At 60.4% G+C, this 19,478-nt stretch carries 22 protein-coding genes; 11 read left to right on the plus strand and 11 right to left on the minus strand.

Going from position 1 to position 19,478, the window contains the following annotated elements; translation table 11 throughout:
• Positions 1–65 precede the first annotated feature (65 nt).
• From BJ917_RS15070 to BJ917_RS15080, 3 genes are all read left to right on the plus strand, one after another.
• Positions 66–500 (plus strand): MarR family transcriptional regulator, encoded by a 435-nt coding sequence (locus BJ917_RS15070; RefSeq protein WP_096512873.1) that lies wholly within the window; start codon positions 66–68, stop codon positions 498–500.
• Between the two features lie 127 nt (positions 501–627).
• Positions 628–2,304 (plus strand): FimV/HubP family polar landmark protein, encoded by a 1,677-nt coding sequence (locus BJ917_RS15075; protein WP_121103795.1) that lies wholly within the window; start codon positions 628–630, stop codon positions 2,302–2,304.
• Positions 2,305–2,392: 88 nt separating this feature from the next.
• The gene (locus tag BJ917_RS15080; RefSeq protein ID WP_096512872.1) at positions 2,393–2,680 is read left to right on the plus strand and encodes a SelT/SelW/SelH family protein; all 288 of its coding nucleotides are present in this window, start codon (positions 2,393–2,395) and stop codon (positions 2,678–2,680) included.
• Here BJ917_RS15080 and BJ917_RS15085 read toward each other — a convergent pair.
• Both BJ917_RS15085 and BJ917_RS15090 read right to left on the minus strand, forming a co-directional pair.
• A complete protein-coding gene (locus BJ917_RS15085) occupies positions 2,674–3,567 on the minus strand; it encodes a DMT family transporter (RefSeq protein WP_096512871.1) in 894 nt (297 codons plus the stop codon). The two genes, BJ917_RS15080 and BJ917_RS15085, sit on opposite strands and share 7 nt — an antisense overlap.
• Before the next feature lie 76 nt (positions 3,568–3,643).
• Positions 3,644–4,402, minus strand: coding sequence for an AraC family transcriptional regulator (locus tag BJ917_RS15090; protein ID WP_096512870.1), 759 nt, complete (start codon positions 4,400–4,402; stop codon positions 3,644–3,646).
• Positions 4,403–4,548: 146 nt separating this feature from the next.
• Here BJ917_RS15090 and BJ917_RS15095 point away from each other — a divergent pair, with 146 nt between their 5' ends.
• Positions 4,549–5,364, plus strand: a complete 816-nt coding sequence (locus tag BJ917_RS15095) for a UDP-2,3-diacylglucosamine diphosphatase (RefSeq protein ID WP_096512869.1) — start codon at positions 4,549–4,551, stop codon at positions 5,362–5,364.
• Between the two features lie 128 nt (positions 5,365–5,492).
• Here BJ917_RS15095 and BJ917_RS15100 read toward each other — a convergent pair whose 3' ends face one another.
• Positions 5,493–6,083 carry an HD domain-containing protein gene (locus BJ917_RS15100; protein WP_121103745.1) on the minus strand — a complete coding sequence of 197 codons (591 nt, stop codon included), beginning with the start codon at positions 6,081–6,083 and terminating at the stop codon, positions 5,493–5,495.
• Between the two features lie 15 nt (positions 6,084–6,098).
• Positions 6,099–6,410 carry a DUF962 domain-containing protein gene (locus tag BJ917_RS15105; RefSeq protein ID WP_096512867.1) on the minus strand — a complete coding sequence of 104 codons (312 nt, stop codon included), beginning with the start codon at positions 6,408–6,410 and terminating at the stop codon, positions 6,099–6,101.
• A 160-nt stretch (positions 6,411–6,570) separates the two neighbouring features.
• Here BJ917_RS15105 and BJ917_RS15110 point away from each other — a divergent pair, with 160 nt between their 5' ends.
• Positions 6,571–7,632: an AraC family transcriptional regulator gene (locus BJ917_RS15110; RefSeq protein ID WP_217910642.1), complete on the plus strand. Its 1,062-nt coding sequence runs from the start codon at positions 6,571–6,573 to the stop codon at positions 7,630–7,632.
• Here BJ917_RS15110 and BJ917_RS15115 read toward each other — a convergent pair.
• Positions 7,589–9,043 carry a TrkH family potassium uptake protein gene (locus BJ917_RS15115; RefSeq protein WP_096512865.1) on the minus strand — a complete coding sequence of 485 codons (1,455 nt, stop codon included), beginning with the start codon at positions 9,041–9,043 and terminating at the stop codon, positions 7,589–7,591. The genes BJ917_RS15110 and BJ917_RS15115 overlap by 44 nt on opposite strands.
• Positions 9,044–9,163: 120 nt before the next feature.
• Between BJ917_RS15115 and BJ917_RS15120 the strand changes: the two genes are divergently transcribed.
• On the plus strand, positions 9,164–9,730 hold the full coding sequence (locus BJ917_RS15120; protein ID WP_121103746.1) for an NAD(P)H nitroreductase: 567 nt from the start codon (positions 9,164–9,166) through the stop codon (positions 9,728–9,730).
• A 107-nt stretch (positions 9,731–9,837) separates the two neighbouring features.
• Here BJ917_RS15120 and BJ917_RS15125 read toward each other — a convergent pair whose 3' ends face one another.
• From BJ917_RS15125 to BJ917_RS15150, 6 genes are all read right to left on the minus strand, one after another.
• Positions 9,838–11,181, minus strand: coding sequence for a HAMP domain-containing sensor histidine kinase (locus BJ917_RS15125; RefSeq protein ID WP_096512863.1), 1,344 nt, complete (start codon positions 11,179–11,181; stop codon positions 9,838–9,840).
• Positions 11,182–11,357: 176 nt separating this feature from the next.
• The gene (locus BJ917_RS15130; RefSeq protein WP_096512862.1) at positions 11,358–11,807 is read right to left on the minus strand and encodes a Spy/CpxP family protein refolding chaperone; all 450 of its coding nucleotides are present in this window, start codon (positions 11,805–11,807) and stop codon (positions 11,358–11,360) included.
• Between the two features lie 222 nt (positions 11,808–12,029).
• The gene (locus BJ917_RS15135) at positions 12,030–12,707 is read right to left on the minus strand and encodes a response regulator transcription factor (RefSeq protein WP_096512861.1); all 678 of its coding nucleotides are present in this window, start codon (positions 12,705–12,707) and stop codon (positions 12,030–12,032) included.
• Between the two features lie 7 nt (positions 12,708–12,714).
• Positions 12,715–13,128 (minus strand): translation initiation factor 2, encoded by a 414-nt coding sequence (locus BJ917_RS15140; protein WP_096512860.1) that lies wholly within the window; start codon positions 13,126–13,128, stop codon positions 12,715–12,717.
• Positions 13,129–13,250: 122 nt separating this feature from the next.
• Entirely contained in the window at positions 13,251–13,550 is a 300-nt protein-coding gene (locus tag BJ917_RS15145) for a YciI family protein (RefSeq protein ID WP_121103747.1), read from the minus strand.
• A 1-nt stretch (position 13,551) separates the two neighbouring features.
• On the minus strand, positions 13,552–14,148 hold the full coding sequence (locus BJ917_RS15150) for a septation protein A (RefSeq protein ID WP_121103748.1): 597 nt from the start codon (positions 14,146–14,148) through the stop codon (positions 13,552–13,554).
• Between the two features lie 87 nt (positions 14,149–14,235).
• On the opposite strand from BJ917_RS15150, the gene BJ917_RS15155 reads away from it, so the two are divergent.
• The 5 genes from BJ917_RS15155 (at position 14,236) to rluB (ending at position 19,096) form a co-directional block, all read left to right on the plus strand.
• A complete protein-coding gene (locus BJ917_RS15155; protein WP_121103749.1) occupies positions 14,236–15,099 on the plus strand; it encodes a PHP domain-containing protein in 864 nt (287 codons plus the stop codon).
• A 13-nt stretch (positions 15,100–15,112) separates the two neighbouring features.
• Positions 15,113–15,742 carry an L-threonylcarbamoyladenylate synthase gene (locus BJ917_RS15160; protein ID WP_096512856.1) on the plus strand — a complete coding sequence of 210 codons (630 nt, stop codon included), beginning with the start codon at positions 15,113–15,115 and terminating at the stop codon, positions 15,740–15,742.
• A gap of 120 nt (positions 15,743–15,862) precedes the next feature.
• Positions 15,863–16,561: a ScpA family protein gene (locus tag BJ917_RS15165; RefSeq protein WP_172901685.1), complete on the plus strand. Its 699-nt coding sequence runs from the start codon at positions 15,863–15,865 to the stop codon at positions 16,559–16,561.
• Between the two features lie 11 nt (positions 16,562–16,572).
• Positions 16,573–17,562, plus strand: coding sequence for an SMC-Scp complex subunit ScpB (gene scpB, locus BJ917_RS15170; RefSeq protein ID WP_096512855.1), 990 nt, complete (start codon positions 16,573–16,575; stop codon positions 17,560–17,562).
• A 301-nt stretch (positions 17,563–17,863) separates the two neighbouring features.
• Positions 17,864–19,096, plus strand: a complete 1,233-nt coding sequence (rluB, locus tag BJ917_RS15175) for a 23S rRNA pseudouridine(2605) synthase RluB (protein ID WP_121103750.1) — start codon at positions 17,864–17,866, stop codon at positions 19,094–19,096.
• Positions 19,097–19,478 lie beyond the last annotated feature (382 nt).

Raw genomic sequence — 19,478 nt, forward strand, 5'->3', positions numbered from 1 at the left:
CGAGGCTCATGCTTAGCTGACTAATAATTAGTTTTTCTCTATTTCAGTCTAACCATGAGTGTTTTATGCCGTTAACCGAACAACACCGCTTTGGCATGCAACTGGCCCAGATGTCGCGTGGCTGGCGTGCCGAACTGGACCGCCGTCTGGCTGGCCTTGGACTGTCCCAGGCACGCTGGCTGGTGCTGTTGCACCTGGCGCGTTTCGACGAAGCCCCGACCCAACGAGAGCTGGCGCAAAGCGTCGGCGTCGAGGGACCTACCCTGGCCCGGCTGCTAGACAGTCTGGAGAGCCAGGGGCTGGTGCAACGTCAATCGGTTCTGGAAGACCGTCGTGCGAAGAAAATTGTCCTGTGCGCTCCGGCGCGGCCTCTGATCGAACAAATTGAAACCATCGCCAACCAACTGCGGCACGAATTGTTCGAAGGCGTCGATGAGGAGGATTTGAAGGTCTGCATGCGGGTTCACGGGCACATTCTGGCGAACCTGGAAAAATCTTGAGGCATAACCCCGGGCCAGACTTTTGAGATAGCGCTTTTAGCCGACTATAAGAACTACTGCGCAATATCGTGTTCGTACCGGATGTGCGAACACGTGCAAGGTGGTTCTGGTTATCTAAGGGATGCTCATGCTTGAGAGTCGGCTATTCGTTGTACGTTGTTGCGCCAGAGGGTTGCTGGCCGGTGCTGCTGTCACCTGGTCGGCGCTGGCGTCGGCGTTGGGCCTGGGTGAAATCACCCTGCATTCGGCGCTCAATCAGCCGCTACGCGCCGACATTGCCCTGGTGGATGCCGCCGGTCTGGAGGAGGGCGAACTTTCGGTCAGTCTGGCAACGGCGGACGAATTCAACCGCGCGGGTGTCGAGCGGGTATTTTTCCTCAATGACCTGAAATTCACACCGAACCTGCGGGGCAACCGCAGCTTGATCCAGGTGACTTCCAACAAGCCGGTCAATGAACCCTTTCTGAATTTCCTGGTGCAGCTCAACCAGCCCAATGGCCGTGTGCTGCGAGAATACACAGTCTTGATCGATCCACCGGGTACGCCGGGGATTGTGCCCGCCGGTGATGAACCGCTGTCCAGTCGCCCGGCTTCGGCATTTCCGAGCGTCCAGCCCGCCGTTGCGCCCACGCCTGCGCCCAGGGAATCGCTGCCAGAACCTGCTGCCGTACCCACATCGGACCCTCTTGCCGAACAACTGGCTGCCAGCGCTCTGCAGAACCAGCAGTTGCAGGCCACCATTGATGAACTCAATGCGAAGCTTCAGGCTCAGGAAGAGCGGATCGCTGTCGAGAAACAGCAGGTGGCTTCGCTGCAAACCCAATTGGCCGAGATCAGGCAAACGCCTGCGGAACCTGTCGCCCCGGTCGCTGTGGCGCCAACACCAGTCATTGTTGAAACGTCCAGTCCTGACTGGCTGTTGATCGGCGGATTGTTGGTATTGGTGGCGTTGGTATTGCTGGCTGTTTTGGTTCGCCGTCAACGGCAGCAGAGGCAGGCAACGTTCGGAGTGGAAGAGGGGCAGCCGTCCCGGCATGAACCACCGCTCAATCGCGCAGTAGAACCCGTGGCGCACACTAGTGTGCTGCGACCGGCACACGCTCATCCTGAAGAGACGCCTGCAAACGATGTGATGGAAGTGGTCGCGATCTATCTGACTTACGGCCGTTATGGCGAAGCCGTCAGTCTTTTGCGAGAGGCGATGGTCAAGGAGCCGCAACGCACCGAAGTGGGCGTGCAACTGTTGGAGGTGCTGGGCAAGCAAGGTGACGTCGCGGCCTATGAGGCACAAGAAACCAGCCTGCGAAACGCCGGGTTTGATACGCATAAGCTTCAGGGCATACGGGCGCACCATCCGAAGCTGGATCTGGTCGCACCGATCGCCCTCGCCACGACTATCGCACCGCCCATCGTCGCGGCACCTCAAGCCATCCCTGGAGACGAGTTCCATTTGAACCTCGATGAGCTGTCGATGGATACGAGCTGGGACCTGACCGGCCCGTACGAAGACTCGCCAACCCGACCATCGAGTGAGCCGGTGCTGAGCGAACCCGGGATTGATTGGGAAGTCGAGTCGGTCTCTCAGTCCCTGGGTGACAGCTTTCTTGACGAATTCAGTGAGCCGGATCCATCGCTGGAGCTTGAACCGGTCGAACCGAGTCATGCAGGCAAACTGGCGCGAGCCCAGACCTGCATCGATGACGGCGACCTGGACAGCGCCATTGAGCTGCTCAACGAGTTGCTCAAGGAAGGCGATGAGCCGCTGAAGCAGACGGCCCAGAGTCTATTGGCCGGTATTCGATAGAATAGCGACAACGACCCAATGCGGGGCTTGCCCGCTCCCGCATTGGTTATCATTGTGGCGCCTACTGCCCTCAGGAATTCCACCCCCCATGACTACTCTCAAACCCGAAATCGTCATCACCTATTGCACCCAGTGCCAGTGGCTGCTGCGAGCAGCCTGGCTGGCCCAGGAGTTGCTCAGTACGTTTGGCGACGACCTTGGCAAAGTGTCCCTGGTGCCGGGAACCGGTGGGGTTTTTCACATTTTCTGCGACGAGGTGCAGATCTGGGAGCGCAAGGCCGACGGCGGTTTTCCGGAAGCGAAGGTGCTCAAGCAGCGGGTTCGCGACCGGATCGATCCGGACCGCGACCTGGGGCACAACGACCGCACTCAGTGAGATGCCGCTTCAGCGGCAACGGCTTTCTTGCTCGAGCTACTTGAGAGCCTGCTGGATACCACGATCGCGACGATGATCAGCGCGCCGCCGAGCAGCATGCGCAGGGTCGGGTTTTCATCGAACAACACCCAGGCCACGGTGATGCCATAAACCGGCTCCAGGGCGAAGACCACGGCGGCGGTCCGGGCCTTGATCACCGCCAGACTGGCAACGAACAGGCTATGGGCAACGCCGGTGCAAAATACCCCCAGCAGGCCGATCCACAGCCAGTCGATGGGACGCACTTCGCTCAATTGCGGTGCCGCCACCGGCAGCAGGCACAAAGCGACCACCACGTTCTGACACAGCGCCGCCTGCACCGGCGGGATGCGTGCAGAACTGGCGCGGTTGGTCAGCGACAGCAGGGCGAACAGCAAGCCGGACGCCACCGCCCAGAGCAGGCCGGTGGTGGCACCGCTGGCCAGGTCGAAATCAGGCGTCACCAACACCAGCCCGGCACTGACCAGCGCCACCAGCAGAATTTCATTGGTCCGAATCCGCTCGCGGAAAACCAGCCCTTCGAGGATCACGGTAAAGGCCGGGAAACTGGCAAAGCCCAGGGTCGCGATGGCCACGCCGGCAACCTTGACCGCAATGAAGAAACTGACCCAGTGCCCTGCCAGCAACAAGCCGCTGAGCAGCAGGCGGCGCCAATCCACGGCTTCGAGTTTTTGCCAGCGGGTGTTGCTGGCCAATCGCGCAAAGAACGCCAGCGCCAACACCGCGAATGCCGCTCGGCCAAAGACGATGATGGCCGGTGAAGCGGCTGCGAGTTTGCCGAACACGCCGGTGAGGCCGAACATCAGTGCGCCGATATGCAGGGCGCCAAGGGCGGTACGGGGAGTCATGGCAATCCTTGGTAAACGTAATGAACCCGGCCATTTAACCGCGCCCGTTGCCGTTGTGTCTGTCGCCAGACTCGCGTTATTTGTCGCCAGCCTCGCGCCGCAACTTGCCGGGCGATGCACCGAACTCACGCAGCACCGCGGCGGCAAAGGCACTCTGGGAGCTGTAACCGACGCGAGAGGCGATCTCGCCGATGGGCAGAGCAGAATCGCGCAGCAAGGCCACGGCCTTGTGCAGGCGTCGGCTGCGGATGTAATCCATTGGCGTCTGCCCGCATTCGGCCACGAACCGCGCATGCAAGCGAGCGCTGGAGAGACCGGCGACGCGGGCCAGATCGGCGACTTGCAGCGGGTAGGCGGCGTATTGGTCGATGTGTGCATTCAGCGCAGCATAGGGCAGGCGCCGACCACCCACACTGTCGGGCCTGGCGTTGTTGAGGCTGGCCAGCAACAGCACCGCGCCTTGTTGCGCAATCACCGGGTCATCGACCGGGCTGTTGGCCAGCCAATTGACCAATTGGCTTTGCCCGGCATCCAGTGATAATCGGCCGGCGTTATCGAGCAGGCGGCGACTGGCCTCGGCATGATCGCCCAGGGACCGGCAAAGCCATTGATCATCGGGCACATCCAGCACCAGGCAACGACTGCCATTGGTGCTGCCGCACGCATGATGAAAACCCGAAGGAACCACCACGAAACTCTGTTGAACCACCTGGCTGCCACGTCCGTCGACTTCGAAATCCAGCGCACCCGACAGCCCGAACACCAGTTGGGCGTGCTCGTGGCTGTGGACGATCAGGTCTTCGGTGTACTGGCGAAGTGTGAGGATCGGTCTCATCGCGGGTCTCATGGCAGGTTTGATGAGTCAGGAGGCAGTCTACACCGACCCGGCGGGCTCGCGTTGTCACAGGACTGACTTGTCGCTGTCATGGGCAATTAACCCGGCTGGCGCAAGCTTGCCAAAACCAGTCTTGAGGGTTATCCATGACCAGCGCCGAGCTCGCCAAACCCAGTCGTAAGCAACGTGTGCGGACCTTGTGGATATCCGACGTGCATTTGGGCACGCGCGATTGCCAGGCGGAGCACTTGTCGCAATTTCTTAAGGGTTATCACGCGGATAAAATCTATCTGGTCGGCGACATCATCGACGGCTGGAAACTGCGCGGCGGCATGTACTGGCCGCAGGCTCACACCAATGTGATCCGGCGCCTGTTGACCATGAGCAAGCGCGGCACCGAGGTGATTTACGTCACGGGTAACCACGACGAATTCCTGCGCCGCTATTCGAAGCTGATCCTGGGCAACATCCAGTTGGTGGACGAAGCAGTGCACGTCACCGCCGATGGCCGGCATCTGCTGGTGATCCACGGCGATCAGTTCGACGTGATTACCCGTTACCACCGCTGGCTGGCATTTCTCGGTGATTCAGCCTACGAATTCACCCTGACCCTCAATCGCTGGCTCAACCATTGGCGCGCCCGTTATGGCTACGGCTACTGGTCGCTGTCGGCGTACCTCAAGCACAAGGTGAAAACCGCGGTCAGCTTCATCAGCGACTTTGAAGAGGCCATTGCCCATGAATGCGTCAAGCGCGAACTGCATGGCGTGGTGTGCGGGCACATTCACCATGCAGAGATTCGCAAGGTGGGTGGGGTCGATTACCTCAATTGCGGCGATTGGGTGGAATCGTGCACGGCGCTGATCGAGCATTGGGATGGCACGATCGAGCTGTATCGATTGGCCGATGCTCAGGCGCGCGAGGCGCAGTTGAAGGCGGCGAAGGTCGCAGAGTTGGCTTGAAAGTCGCGGTGTATGGACGGGCCTCTTCGCGAGCAGGCTCGCTCCCACAATGATTTGCGATGCACCGCAGATCCCCTGTGGGAGCGAGCCTGCTCGCGATGGACCGCGAAGCGGTCCCACTGGATCTATCAGGCTGGCGCGCGCTCTTCCATCGCCGCCTTGTAGATCGAATTCTTCGGCTGGGCAAACAACCGTTCCATCATCGGTTCAAAAAAGCTCAGCGGCAGCGTGTCATACGCCGGATCGAACGCCGCCGCATCGTATTTCGCGCAGAACTCGATGGTCGCCTGATACTGCGGATGACCTTTGAATTGCTCGCGCAAGTGCCGGTCCATGCCCAGGTGATGGAAAAAATAGTAGCCCTGGAAGATCCCGTGCTTTTCCACCATCCACAAATTCTCGGCGCTGACGAACGGCTTGAGAATCGCCGCCGCGATGTCCGGGTGATTGTAGGAGCCCAGGGTGTCGCCGATATCATGGAGCAGGGCGCAGATGACATATTCTTCATCGCGGCCATCACGACAGGCGCGGGTGGCGGTTTGCAGGGAGTGGGTCAGGCGATCCACCGGAAATCCACCGAAATCACCTTCCAGCAGCTTCAGGTGCGCCACGATCCGGGTCGGCAATTGCCGGGCATAGGCACTGAAATCCGCGGCGATGATCGCCCAGTCTTCCTGTGTGCCATCTTTCATGTGGGTGAAACGGGCGTTGGCATTCATCGGCAATCCTCTTGTCTAGAACGATACGCGTCCCAGGATCATGTCCCGATACATGACGAAATCGCCAAGCAGGCTGTAGAAGGGATGCTGGAAGGTCGCAGGACGGTTCTTTTCAAAGAAGAAATGCCCGACCCAGGCGAAGCTGTAACCCGCCAGCGGCAAGGCCCACAACAGCATCCAGGCGCCTCGGCCGATGGTCAGCGCCAAAATGAAAATGACCAGTGTGGTGCCGATGAAGTGTAATCGGCGGCAGGTACTGTTGCTGTGTTCGCTGAGGTAATACGGGTAGAACTCGGCGAAGCTGTTGAACCGTCTGATGTTTTCCACGACTGCGATCTCTGTGGTTATTGTTCTGACTGCAAGTTGTTCGGCGGGTAGCTTATTTAAGTCTAGAGTGATCATTGGCGGCAGCCAGTGACAATCGGCGCCACTTTAGTATCCTTCGGAAATTGGCCGTGATTGGCGGCTCATCATGTAAGAACCCGACATGAGCGAACGAACGACTTCTGCAAGCTGGGCGATGGGGATTGTCAAGGCACTGGAAATGGACGGCCTGGATTGCCGGGTTCTGTTCAAACAACTGGGGCTCGACTACGCGGCACTGGATGATCCGGATGCACGCTTCCCGCAAGACTCCATGACACGACTGTGGCAACGTGCGGTCGAGCTGTCCGGCAACCCGGCGATTGGCCTGAACATGGGCAAGGTGGTGCGACCGGCGCAGTTTCATGTGGCGGGTTACGCATTGATGTCCAGCCAGACCCTGGCCGAGGGCTTTCAGCGCCTGGTGCGTTATCAGCGGATCATTGCCGAAAGCGCCGACCTGAGTTTCCGGCTGCTGGATGAGGGCTACGGGCTGATTCTGACGGTGCACGGCGATCATCTGCCGCCGACCCGGCAAAGCGCCGAAGCTTCACTGGCCTGCGCCCTGGCGCTGTGCGGCTGGCTGACCGGACGCACGCTGCAACCGCGCAAGGTGTTGGTGCAGGGCGACCAACCCGTCAATCTCGAACCCTACAAACAAGCCTTCCATGCGCCGTTGGTGTTCAACGCGCCTTACGATGCGTTGATTTTCGAACGCGCCGACATGGAAGCACCGCTACCGACCGCCAACGAGGCCATGGCGCTGCTGCATGACCGGTTCGCCGGCGAGTACCTGGCGCGGTTTTCCGAGAGTCGTGTGACCCACAAGGCACGCCAGGTGCTGTGCCGTTTGTTGCCCCAGGGCGAACCCAAGCGCGATGCCGTGGCGCAGACGCTGCACCTGTCCCAACGCACGTTGCAGCGACGCTTGCAGGAAGAGGGCACGAGTTTCCAGACGTTACTCGACGACACCCGGCGAGAGCTGGCCGAGCAGTACCTGGCGCAACCGACCATGACGCTGCTGGAGATTGCTTACCTGCTGGGGTTTGCCGATCCGAGCAACTTCTTCCGCGCCTTCCGTCGCTGGTTCGACACCACGCCCGGTGAGTACCGTTCGCGGCTGGTGCAAGTGCCTGTACCGGTCAGTGACGCCAGAACGCCGGTATACACAGCACAAACACCGTAATGATCTCCAGTCGGCCCAGCAGCATGCCGAACGAGAGAATCCACTTGGCGGCGTCCGGCAGCGAGGCGAAGTTGCCGGCCGGGCCAATGGTTTCACCCAGGCCGGGGCCGACACCGGATACGGTGCTGGCCGCGCCGGTAAGGGCGGTCATCCAGTCCACGCCGAGCAGCGACAACAGCAGCGCGATCACACAGATGGTGATGGCGAAGAAGAACGAAAAAGTCAGGATCGAACGCACAATCTCTTCATCGAGGCGATGACCGTTGTACTTCTGCTTGATCACCGCACGGGGGTGAATCAACTGGTTGAGGTTGGCCTTGAGCAGGATATAGGCCACCTGGAAGCGAAAGATCTTGATCCCGCCCGCGGTCGAGCCTGAACAGCCGCCTACGAAGCCCAGATAGAAGAACAGCATCAGCGAGAAATTGCCCCACAGGCTGTAGTCCCCCAGGGCAAAACCGGTCGTGGTCACCACCGATGTCACGTTCAGCGCCACATGCCGCAGCGCGTCCAGCCAATGCAGTTGGGTGGTCCACCAGTACCAGGTGCCGAGGACCAGCCAGGTCACCAGCAACATGCCGAGCAGGCCTTGAACCTGCTCATCCTTGATCAGCGCCCGGCGGTTGCCGCGCAGGGTCGCCACGTACAGGGTGAACGGCAGGCTGCCGAGAATCATGATGACAACGGCCACCCAGTGCACGGCCGGTTGCGTCCACTTGGCCAGGGACTGGTCCGAGGTGGAAAACCCACCGGTTGAAATCGCTGACATCGCATGGTTGATCGCATCGAACGGACTCATCCCTGCCCACCAGAACGCCAGGCTGCCGAGGATGGTGATGCCGACGTAGGCCGCCACGATCAGCCGCGCCACCATGTGCGAACGGGGCATGACTTTTTCGGAACGGTCCGACGACTCGGTCTGAAACAGCCGCATGCCACCAATGCGCAGCAGCGGCAGGATCGCCACCGCCATGCCGATGAAGCCGATGCCGCCGATCCAGTGCAGCAACGAGCGCCACATCAGGATGCCGGGAGACATGTCATCGAGGTGGTTCAGCACGGTCGAACCCGTGGCGGTGATGCCGGACATGCTTTCGAAGAACGAGTCGGTGTAGCTGATGTGCTGGGTCAACAAAAATGGCAGCGCGGCGAAGATGCACACCACCAGCCAGCTGCTGACGGTCAGCAGGTACATGTCCCGTGGCCGCAAATGGATATGCTCGGGGCGTCCCGGAATGATCAGGGCCAGGCCGGCGACAAAGGTGATCATACTGGCCCAGAGAAACGACGGCAGATCGCCGGTGCGATCGAAGATCACCAGCGTGGCCATGGGCACGACCATGGCGATGGCCAGGGTTATCAGGAAGATGCCGATGATGAAACCAATGAGACGCAGGGTCGGCAACGCCATGAAATCCGCTCGGCTGAAATAAGAAAGGCGCCATTCTACCTGCGGGGCAGGGCATGTAAACCGGCACTCCGGTAGTACTTGCAGCTAGAATAGCCGCACATTTTTTTCAGGAGGTGGCCGATGCAGGCTCTCGACGTTTTGCTCAACCGTGTTTCCGTTCCGCGCCTGGTCGAGCCGGCACCTACCCAAGAACAGCGCGAAGTGCTGTTTGGCGCTGCCATGCGTGCACCGGATCACGGTCATTTACAGCCGTGGCGTTTTTTGACGGTCGAAGGCGCGGCGCGCGAGCAAATGGGCGAGTTGTTGGCCGAAGCGGCGAAGCTGCAGGACGGCGAAGTCACTGAAGCGGCCATCGACAAGGCGCGCAACGGCCCACTGCGCGCGCCTTTGGTGATCGTGGTGATTGCCCGGTTGCAGGATCACGTCAAATATCCGAAATCCGAGCAGTTGCTGGCGGCTGGATGTGCGGCACACGGCATCTTGCTGGCGGCCTATGCACAAGGCATTGGCGCAGTGTGGCGTACCGGTGACCTGGCCTATTCGCCGCATGTGGCCAAAGGGTTGGGACTGGCCGAGGGGGAAGAGGTGATTGCGTTTCTGTACCTTGGCACACCGCTGAAGGAGCCGCGCGTGGCAGAGAAGGTGGATCTGGCTGAGTTCGTCAGCGCCTGGCCGGGCAAGGCCTGACCCCACCGATTCCTGTGGGAGCGAGCCTGCTCGCGAAGGCGGAGTGTCAGTCAATCTTTCTTCTTCTGACACACTGCTTTCGCGAGCAAGCTCGCTCCTACAAGGTTTCAGGGTTGGACGACTGCCCCTGGTACCAACGGCAATTCCAGGCTGGCAATGAATCCGCCCTCCGGATGATTGGCCAGCACCAGACTCCCGCCATGCCGCTCCGCCGCGCGGCGGGCAATGGCCAGCCCCAGGCCGTGTCCAGCCGCGGTCTGCCCTGGGGCCCGGTAGAACGGCTCGCCGAGCTGATTCAAATGTTCAGTATCAACGCCCGGACCATGGTCGCGTACGGTCACTACAATCCGCTCGCCTTGGCGCAGCGCCTGCATTTCAATCGGTTGCCCGCCCACCGGATTGAAGCGCTGGGCATTGCGCAGCAGATTATCCACGGCGCGCTCGATCATGGTCGGCCACCCCCTGAGGTTCAGTTGCGGCTCGGCCTCAAGTCGAACGTTCTGCTCCGGTGATCCCAGCTGTGCATCCCGTTGCAGCGTCGTGAGCAACGCGTTCAGGTCTACCTCTTCGGCGCTGGCATTGTCGGCATCGACCCGCGCCAGTACCAGGATTTCACTGATCAGTGCTTCAAGCCGGTCACACTCCCGGGTAAGGCGCGGCCAGAGTTTTTGCCGTTCTTCCGGCGTGGCCCGTTCCGCCAGGGCCAGCGCAATACGCAGGCGGGCAAGGGGCGAGCGCAGTTCGTGGGAGACGTCCCGCAACAATTGCCGCTGGCTGCCGATCAGGCTCTGCAGACGCGCGCCCATGCGGTTGAAATCGTTGGCCAGCACGCCGAATTCGTCTCGACGATTGGCCAGTTTGACCAGGCTGTTCTGTTGGTAAGTGGTTTGCCCCAGATCATGCACTGCACCGCGCAAGCGGCTGAGAGGGCGGGTGATGGAAAAGGTCACCAGCAAGCTGAACAGGGTCAGCACCACCAGTGCGATGCCCAGTGCACTCAGTGGCCAGAGCAGGCTTTCGCGGTGCCAGGCATCGAGTTCCGGGTGGGGGATGCGATAGATCAGCAGGTAGGTGTCGCCGGTCTTTTCACTGGTGTATTCAACGGTCAGGCGACGCCATGGCAGGCGCCGGTCATCATTGTTCTGGCGCGCTTCGAAAGCCGCCGCGCGTCGCGGAAAGGTGCCGTGTACCACCGGGTCGCCACTCTCGTTGAGTACCTGAACGTCGATGTGATATTGGCGTTTGCGCTGCTCCAGAATGTCCTGGGCTGCTTCTTCACCTTCGGATTCGTAGGTTTGCGTCCATTGTTCGGCCAATGTGTTAAGGCCGGGGTGACGACTGAGAATCCACGCATCCTGGTTGAGCATGTGGCCGAGCAAAATGGACAGGCCTGCAACCAGAGCGATGGCCAGCCAGAAACTGGCCAGGATACGCCAGAACAATGAGCGCACAGAAAATCCTCAAGCAAACACAAATCCATGTGGGAGCGAGCCTGCTCGCGAAGAGGGCGTGACAGACGACATCACTGCTGCCTGACATACCGCCTTCGCGAGCAGGCTCGCTCCCACATTAGATAAAAAGTTTCAGACCCAACGGTGTTCAGCCGCTGGGCTGGGGGGTTATCGCATTATTGCGCTTTTTGCGCCTGTTGCGCTTTCCAAGCCTTGAACTCCGCCCATTCAGCGCGACGCTCAGCCTGTTTTTTCTGGATCTCGTCGAATTTCTTCTGTTGATCCGGTTTCAGCAGGGCACGCACGTCGGCTTCGGCTTTTTTATGGTTGGCGGCCATTTCGTCTTTCATCGCTTTCTGGTCGGCTGGCGAGAGTTTCTCCAGGTATTTTTCGACCACTTGCTTACGCTCATGCATCTGCTCGCCCATGATTTTACGGATCTGCTCGCGTTGTTCGCGGCTCAGGTCCAGCTGGCTGTACGGGCCTTTGCCGTGCATGCCGTGCATCTGACCGCCGTGGTGCGAGCCGTCCATCGGGCCACCCATGGGGCCAGAGCCTTCAGGCATGGCCATGGCAACGGTCGGCAGGGCGGCGGCGAACATCAGAGCGATAAGAGTCTTGCGCATGGTGAATCTCCTTGTCTCATTCCCGGTACGTTCCGGATGAGTACAGATTACGGAGATCAAGGTCAGCGGCGGTCAGCGGAGCGTAAAGCTTGGGTAAAGATGAATTTGTGCCTTCCTGACAAACCCCTGGTCAGGCCTTGCAGGAGCCGGCTTGCTGGCGAAAATGGCGACGCGGTATGTCTGTCGCACCGCTTTCGCTGGCAAGTCAGCGCCTACAGGAGGTTAGAGGCTGTAGTAGTAGCCGCGGCTGCGCAGGGCCACGATACGCGGACGGCCATCGGGATGCGGGCCGATTTTCTTGCGCAGGTTGCTCACGTGCATGTCGAGGCTGCGGTCGTACAGCGTCAGCTTGCGGCCGAGCGCTATTTGCGCCAGTTCCTGTTTGTCCAGTGGCTCGCCAGGTTGCTTGAGCAGGGCTTCCAGCAACCGGCTTTCGGAAACGGTGAGGGAGAATTCCTGTTCATCGATGCTGACCACGCCGCGTACCGGGCTGAAGCACAGGTCGCCCAGCTCCATCTGGCTGGATGTCGCCGCCGGATGACTGCGGCGCAACACGGCGCGCAGGCGGGCTGTCAGTTCCCGGGGGTCGCAGGGCTTGGCCAGGTAATCGTCGGCACCCAGTTCCAGGCCGAGGATGCGGTCCAGTGGTTCGCCGCGCGCCGAAAGCATCAGCACCGGCAGGTCCGGATGATCACTGCGCAACTGCTTGAGCAGTTCCAGGCCGCTGCCGTCCGGCAACATCACATCCAGCACCACGGCTGCCGGGGAGGACTCAGCCAGCGCACGACGGGCACTCTGGCCATCGTGACAGGCACGCACCTGAAAGCCCTCCTGGCTCAGCCAACTGCTCAGAAGCTCACACAGCTCCTGGTCATCATCAATCAGTAACAACTCGCTCATGACTCACTCAATTTAGCCATTGTCGACGTTTTCGACTTGCGCCACTGGCGAAGATACCGCAGAGCAGGGCCAATAGCGCAACTCCGGCGCCGATGACGAACCACTGTTGCTGATCGGTCAGCAAGCGTGGAGTCGAACTGCCGGCCTGGGTTTCCCTGAGTTGCAGCTTCAAACGCTGGTTCTCCTGGCGCAGCCGGGCCAATTGGGCGCTCTCGCGTTCACCATCGGTATTTTGCAATTGTTTGCTCAACTCTTCCCGTTGCCGCTCGCTTTCTTTCAAGCGCTGCTGCAACTCGTTGATCTGGCTACCGGCGCTCAAGGACAGCGGCGTAGAGTTTGCGCCCTGAGCATTTTCTTCACCGTGGGCGGGGGCCACGATCGACAACGTGACCAACATCAGACACAACGGACCTATGCGCATCGCGACTCCTGGTTCCAATACGAGTATTGGGCAGGTTGTCGGCCGGCAAACGAGAATAATGAGCGATTGAGAGCGCGATGAACCGACAAGGTTCACCGCGTGGGGGCATTGCGAGAAGAAAATTACGGCAGGACTTGCTTGAACGGCTTGACCACAACGTTGGCGTAGACGCCGGCAGCGATGTACGGGTCGGCATCGGCCCAGGCCTGGGCGGCGCTCAGGGAGTCGAACTCGGCGACAATCAGGCTGCCGGTGAAGCCCGCTGCGCCCGGATCATTGCTGTCGACCGCCGGGTGCGGACCGGCCAGTACAATGCGACCTTCGCCCTTGAGCACCTTCAGGCGCTCAAGGTGTGCAGGCCGTGCGGCCAGGCGGGCTTCCAGGGAGTTGGCGACGTCTGTGGCAATGATTGCGTAAAGCATGTCAGTCCTCGGTTTTAGGCGATGTGGTATCGGCGTCATGCAGGTGGCGGGACAGGTAGATGCCCTGGCCGACCAGGAACAGCAACGTCATGCCCAGGCTGCCGAAGACCTTGAAGTCGACCCAGTAGCTCTGGAAGGTGAACGCGACGAACAGGTTGGCGGCCCCGCAAAACAGGAAAAAGACGATCCAGGCGATGTTCAGGCGGGTCCAGATCGCATCCGGCAGTGTCAGCGCGTGGCCCATGATGCGTTTGATCAGCAACTGGTCCCCGATGAAGTGGCTGCCGATGAAGGCAAGGGCAAACAGCCAGTTGACCACCGGGGCTTTCCATTTCAGGAAGGTCTCGCTGTGGAAGGCCAGGGTCAGGCTACCGAAGACCAGGCAGGCGATGAGCGTCAGCCACTGGCTCTTCTCCAGCTTGCGCTGTTTGATGAACAGCGTGCCGTAGACCACCAGCGAACTGATGATCAGCATCGCGGTGGCGCTGTAAATACCACCTACAGTTACCTCGTGGCCGGCGATGTCGACGACCCGTGGATCGATCTTGAAGACGATGAAAAACAGCAGGAGCGGGATGAAATCGATGAATTGTTTCACAGTGGCAGCCAGAAGCAGGATGTGGCGGCATAATAACAAACATATGGGCGCGCGATAGCGCCAGCTGATTTGAGGTTACAAAGCCCTGTGAATGTTGATTTGCACTGCCATAGCACGGCCTCCGATGGCGCCCTGGCGCCTAAGGTTCTGGTTGCGCGTGCGTTCGAGAAAGGCGTGCGAGTCCTGGCCTTGACCGATCACGACACCCTGGAGGGCCTCGACGAGGCGCGCCACGCGGCGGATGCGCTGGGGATGCAACTGGTCAATGGCGTCGAATTGTCCTGTACCTGGGGCGGCGCGACCATACATGTGCTCGGCTACGGTTTCGACGTCAATGCCGCGCCATTGGTCGAGGCCATTGCCAAATTGCACGACGGCCGCTGGCTACGGTCCGAAGAAATAAGTCGCAAGCTGGCGCTCAAGGGCATGCCCGGCGCACTGGACGGTGCCCGGGAAATCCAGCAGGAGCTGGGGGATAGCGGCAATGCGCCGGCCCGGCCGCACTTTGCCGACTGGATGGTGCGCGAGGGTTTCGTCAAGGATCGCGCCGAAGCGTTTCGCAAATGGTTGGGTGCCGGCAAGCTGGGGGACGTCAAGCAACACTGGCCGACCCTGGAAGAAACGGTCGAAACCCTGCGCGCGGCCAAGGCCTGGGTCAGTCTGGCGCATCCCTGGCACTATGATTTCACCCGCAGCAAGCGTCGCCGCCTGATTGCCGACTATATTCAAGCAGGGGGCCACGCGATCGAGGTGGTCAATGGCCATCAGCCTGCCGAGCAAGTGGGCAGCCTGGCCATTCTGGCCCGCGAATTCGGTCTGCTGGTCAGCGCCGGCAGTGACTTTCATGGCCCTGGAGGCTGGTCCGAGATCGGTGAATACCGCCCGCTCCCGGAGGATCTGCCACCACTGTGGTGTCGGTTCAAACATGACCCAACTATTGCCGTCGTCTGAACAGGTAGAGAATGTGAGTCAATTTTTCCAGATTCATCCGGAAAACCCGCAAGCGCGCCTGATCAAACAGGCTGTCGAGATCATCCGCAACGGCGGGGTGGTGATTTATCCCACAGACTCCTCCTACGCAATCGGTTGCCAGATCGGCGACAAGGTCGCCGTGGAGCGCGTTCGGCGCCTGCGTCAGCTGGATGAAAAGCACAACTTCGCGCTGATCTGCAGCGATCTGTCGCAACTGGGCCTGTTTGCCAAGATCGACACCGGGACCTTTCGCATTCTCAAGGCCCATTTGCCGGGGCCTTACACCTTCATTCTCAACGCCACACGCGAAGTCCCGCGGCTGCTGCTGCACCCGAAAAAGCGCACCATCGGCCTGCGGGTGCCGAGCCATCCGATCGCGTTGGCGCTGCTCGCCGAGCTGGGTGAGCCGCTGATGAGCGTGACCCTGATCATGCCCGGTGAAACCGACCCCATGACCGATCCTTACGAAATGCGCCAGTTGCTCGAGCATCAGGTCGACCTGATCATCGATGGCGGTTTTGGCGGCATCAAGGCCTCCACCGTGATCAGCCTCGCCGACGGCGAGCCGGAAGTGATCCGCGTCGGTTGCGGCGACCCTGCGCCGTTCATGGCCGAGGCCTAGATGTCCGCAGTAGAACCCGTCGACAGTCAGGCCGGAGCCCAGCAAGAGCTGCCCTTCGCCATGGTCTATGGCCAGGCGGTCATGGAAATGCCGCTGGACCTGTACATTCCGCCGGATGCGCTGGAAGTCTTTCTCGAAGCCTTCGAAGGCCCGCTCGACCTGCTGCTGTACCTGATCCGCAAGCAGAACATCAACATTCTCGACATCCCGGTGGCGGAAATCACCCGCCAATACATGGGCTATGTCGAGTTGATGCAGTCGGTGCGCCTGGAGCTGGCCGCCGAGTACCTGGTGATGGCCGCGATGCTGGCCGAAATCAAGTCGCGGATGCTGCTGCCCCGGGCGGAAACCGTCGAGGACGAGGAAGAAGACCCGCGCGCCGAACTGATCCGCCGCTTGCAGGAGTACGAGCGTTTCAAGGCTGCCGCCGAAGGCATCGATGGCTTGAGCCGCGTCGGTCGTGATGTGGTGGTGCCCAAGCTCGACGCACCGGAAGCCCGGGCGCGCAAGCTGTTGCCGGACGTGCGTCTGTCAGAGCTGTTGCTGTCCATGGCCGAGGTGTTGCGCCGTGGCGACATGTTCGAAAGCCACCAGGTCAGCCGCGAGGCGCTGTCCACCCGCGAACGCATGAGCGACGTGCTGGAACGGCTCAAGGGCGGCGGTTTTGTGCCGTTTGTCGAGCTGTTCACCGCTGAAGAAGGGCGGCTGGGCGTGGTAGTGACCTTTATGGCAATCCTCGAGCTGGTCAAGGAATCCTTGGTCGAGCTGGTGCAGAATGAGCCGTTCGCAGCGATCCACGTGCGAGCCCGAGCCGAATAACGAGTTGAATCATGAACCTGAGTGAACCCCGCGAGCTGGCGCCACTGCTTGAAGCCTTTCTGTTGGCCTCGGGAAAACCGCAATCCCTGGAGCGCCTGTTCGAACTCTTCGAAGAAGCCGAGCGGCCTGAGCCGGCGGTTTTCAAGAAAGCCCTGACCATTTTGGGCAAGTCCTGCGAGGGGCGCGCATTCGAGTTGAAGGAAGTCGCCTCGGGCTATCGGCTGCAAATCCGCGAAAAGTTTTCGCCATGGGTCGGTCGTTTGTGGGAAGAGCGTCCGCAGCGTTACTCCCGGGCGATGCTCGAAACCATTGCCCTGATTGCCTATCGTCAGCCAATCACCCGGGGGGAGATCGAAGACGTGCGGGGCGTGGCGGTCAACAGCCAGATCGTCAAGACGCTGATGGAGCGCGAGTGGATTCGCATCGTCGGTTACCGCGACGTACCGGGAAAACCGGCGATGTTCGCCACGACCAAGGCGTTTCTCGATCACTTCAACCTGAAAAACCTCGACGACTTGCCGCCATTGGCGGAATTACGCGAGCTGGAACCTGATCCGGTGCTCGACTTCGACGATGCACCCGTACCTGCTTCGTTGCAGGAACTGGCCGATGCCAGCGCCGAACCGGAAGAGCCCAAGGAGGAAACCAGTTTCCACACGCTGTTGTTGGAGCTGGATAGCATGGAGGAGGGGATCAAGACGGATTTCGATGATTTGTTGCGTGATGGTGAGGTGAAAGAGGCTGATCCTGAATTCGCTGACATACCGCCGGAAACCGATGGCGTCCAGGTCGGATTAGTGCCTGAACCTGAAGACGAGCCCGAACCAGAAAGCGAGCCTGAGCAGGAAGAGGACATTCTGGGCGTTGCCGCCGCTCGCGAAAAACTGCTGGCCGCTGTTGCTGCCCTTGAGCAGCCGAAGCCTGAGCTTAGTGATGAAGAAGCGGAAGCATTGGCCTTGGCCGAAGCCATCGAGGCCGAACGCCGCCAATTTGACGATTGACCCATCTTATGTGGGAGTGAGCCTGCTCGCGATAGCGGACCGTCAGTCACTTAGAAGTTGAATGTGCTGCCGTCATCGCGAGCAGGCTCGCTCCCACAGGGTTTTGTTTTGCTCAGGTTGATTCATATGCGCACCACCGGTCGGCGGAAAAGCCAGTAACCTTGCATTGATCAGCTAGTCTCTGATGCGCAAACGCTGTCATGAGCGTATGATTCGCGACCCTTCGACGATCCCCTCGTCAAAGTTACAGATTTCAATGTTTCAGGCGCCGCCTGAACAGACCACACCGGGAGGTGCCCAGATGAGTATCAACGACCAGAAAGACGACCAGCCAATTGGCCCAGCAGGCGAGAAACTGCAGAAAGTCCTCGCCCGTATCGGCGTCGGCTCGCGCCGTGACGTGGAAGCCTGGATCAGCCACGGCCGTATCAAGGTCAACGGCAAAGACGCCACCCTCGGGCAGCGCGTCGATATGCACGACGCCATCACCATCGATGGCAAGGTGATCAAGCGCGAAGAAGCCGCCGAGTCGGTACGCCGCGTGATCATGTACAACAAGCCCGATGGCGAAATCTGCACCCGTGTCGACCCGGAAGGTCGTCCAACCGTGTTCGACAAGATGCCGCGCCCGAAAGAAGGTCGCTGGATCAACATCGGTCGCCTGGACATCAACACCACCGGTCTGCTGATGTTCACCACCGACGGTGAGTTGGCCAACCGCCTGATGCACCCATCCTACGAAATGGACCGTGAATACGCGGTGCGTGTGCGTGGTGAAGTGGACGACGAGATGATCGAGCGCCTGAAAGCGGGCGTCGTGCTCGAAGACGGCCCGGCCAAGTTCACCGACATCAAGCAGGCACCCGGCGGCGAAGGTTTCAACCACTGGTATCACTGCGTGGTGATGGAAGGCCGTAACCGTGAGGTTCGTCGCCTGTGGGAATCCCAGGGCCTGGTGGTCAGCCGTCTGAAGCGCGTGCGTTTCGGTCCGGTGTTCCTCAACTCCGACCTGCCGATGGGCCGCTGGCGTGAAATGAGCCAGTACGAAGTCGACATCCTGAGTGCTGAAGTAGGCCTGACCCCGGTGGCCATGCCGCAAATGACCGCCAAGAGCAAAGACAAGCTTGAGCGTATGCAGCGCAAATCGTCGCGGCCAATGGCCAAGACCGACCGCGTGCGCACTCTGCGTCCAGCCACCGGCGAGCCGGCCACCAGCCCGCGAGTCAATCGTGAGCCGCAGATCGAAGGCGAGCGTCCAGGTCGCAAGCCTGCTGCACGCCAGGACGGTGAGCGCGGTCCACGCACTCCGCGTCCGGCCAACGGTCGCACCGAGCGTGGCGAAGGTCGTGGTGCTCCGGCAGGTCGCGGTACACCAGTGGCGGATCGTCCGGCCGAGAGCAAGCGCCCGGCCAAGCCGGCGCCGAAGCGTCCGGGGATCAAGCTGGTCGACGGTGACAAGCCGTCGGGCAAGCGTCGCGGTGCGCCGGCCGGTTCCGGTCAGCGTCCGGGTTTTGGTCGTCGCAAGCCGGAGTGAAGCAGCGGTAAGCTTTGAGCTGCAAGTGAGAAACGCCAGCCTTCGGGTTGGCGTTTTTTTTCGTCTGGCTTAATTGATGTTGTGTCTGTCAGTTCGCTTTCGCGGGCAAGCCCGCTCCCACAGTGATTGGGCCGAGCCCAAAATCTGTGTACGCCCCAATACCTGTGGGAGCGGGCTTGCCCGCGAAAGCATCGGCAGGATCACTGCATTGCTCAGGATGGAAAGACAGTTTTACGATCCGTAAAGAAAACCTGACGAATTCTGCCGATTGGCCCCGTGAAATCTTCATCGCGCAGAAGCTGTAAGAAATTTCTTCCGCTCCATAACCCTTTCGATCTCTATTCACCGCTCTATCCCGCTTGTTTCCCCACCCCAGGCAAGG

This window comes from Pseudomonas sp. WPR_5_2, from assembly GCF_003634475.1.
Classification (GTDB): Bacteria; Pseudomonadota; Gammaproteobacteria; order Pseudomonadales; family Pseudomonadaceae; genus Aquipseudomonas; species Aquipseudomonas izuensis.

Coding starts and splice junctions, on each gene's coding strand:
- BJ917_RS15070 (WP_096512873.1), top strand. CDS start 66: ATGCCGTTAACCGAACAACACCGCTTTGGCATGCAACTGGCCCAGATG.
- BJ917_RS15075 (WP_121103795.1), top strand. CDS start 628: ATGCTTGAGAGTCGGCTATTCGTTGTACGTTGTTGCGCCAGAGGGTTG.
- BJ917_RS15080 (WP_096512872.1), top strand. CDS start 2,393: ATGACTACTCTCAAACCCGAAATCGTCATCACCTATTGCACCCAGTGC.
- BJ917_RS15085 (WP_096512871.1), bottom strand. CDS start 3,567: ATGACTCCCCGTACCGCCCTTGGCGCCCTGCATATCGGCGCACTGATG.
- BJ917_RS15090 (WP_096512870.1), bottom strand. CDS start 4,402: ATGAGACCGATCCTCACACTTCGCCAGTACACCGAAGACCTGATCGTC.
- BJ917_RS15095 (WP_096512869.1), top strand. CDS start 4,549: ATGACCAGCGCCGAGCTCGCCAAACCCAGTCGTAAGCAACGTGTGCGG.
- BJ917_RS15100 (WP_121103745.1), bottom strand. CDS start 6,083: ATGAATGCCAACGCCCGTTTCACCCACATGAAAGATGGCACACAGGAA.
- BJ917_RS15110 (WP_217910642.1), top strand. CDS start 6,571: ATGAGCGAACGAACGACTTCTGCAAGCTGGGCGATGGGGATTGTCAAG.
- BJ917_RS15115 (WP_096512865.1), bottom strand. CDS start 9,043: ATGGCGTTGCCGACCCTGCGTCTCATTGGTTTCATCATCGGCATCTTC.
- BJ917_RS15120 (WP_121103746.1), top strand. CDS start 9,164: ATGCAGGCTCTCGACGTTTTGCTCAACCGTGTTTCCGTTCCGCGCCTG.
- BJ917_RS15130 (WP_096512862.1), bottom strand. CDS start 11,807: ATGCGCAAGACTCTTATCGCTCTGATGTTCGCCGCCGCCCTGCCGACC.
- BJ917_RS15135 (WP_096512861.1), bottom strand. CDS start 12,707: ATGAGCGAGTTGTTACTGATTGATGATGACCAGGAGCTGTGTGAGCTT.
- BJ917_RS15140 (WP_096512860.1), bottom strand. CDS start 13,128: ATGCGCATAGGTCCGTTGTGTCTGATGTTGGTCACGTTGTCGATCGTG.
- BJ917_RS15145 (WP_121103747.1), bottom strand. CDS start 13,550: ATGCTTTACGCAATCATTGCCACAGACGTCGCCAACTCCCTGGAAGCC.
- scpB (WP_096512855.1), top strand. CDS start 16,573: ATGAACCTGAGTGAACCCCGCGAGCTGGCGCCACTGCTTGAAGCCTTT.
- rluB (WP_121103750.1), top strand. CDS start 17,864: ATGAGTATCAACGACCAGAAAGACGACCAGCCAATTGGCCCAGCAGGC.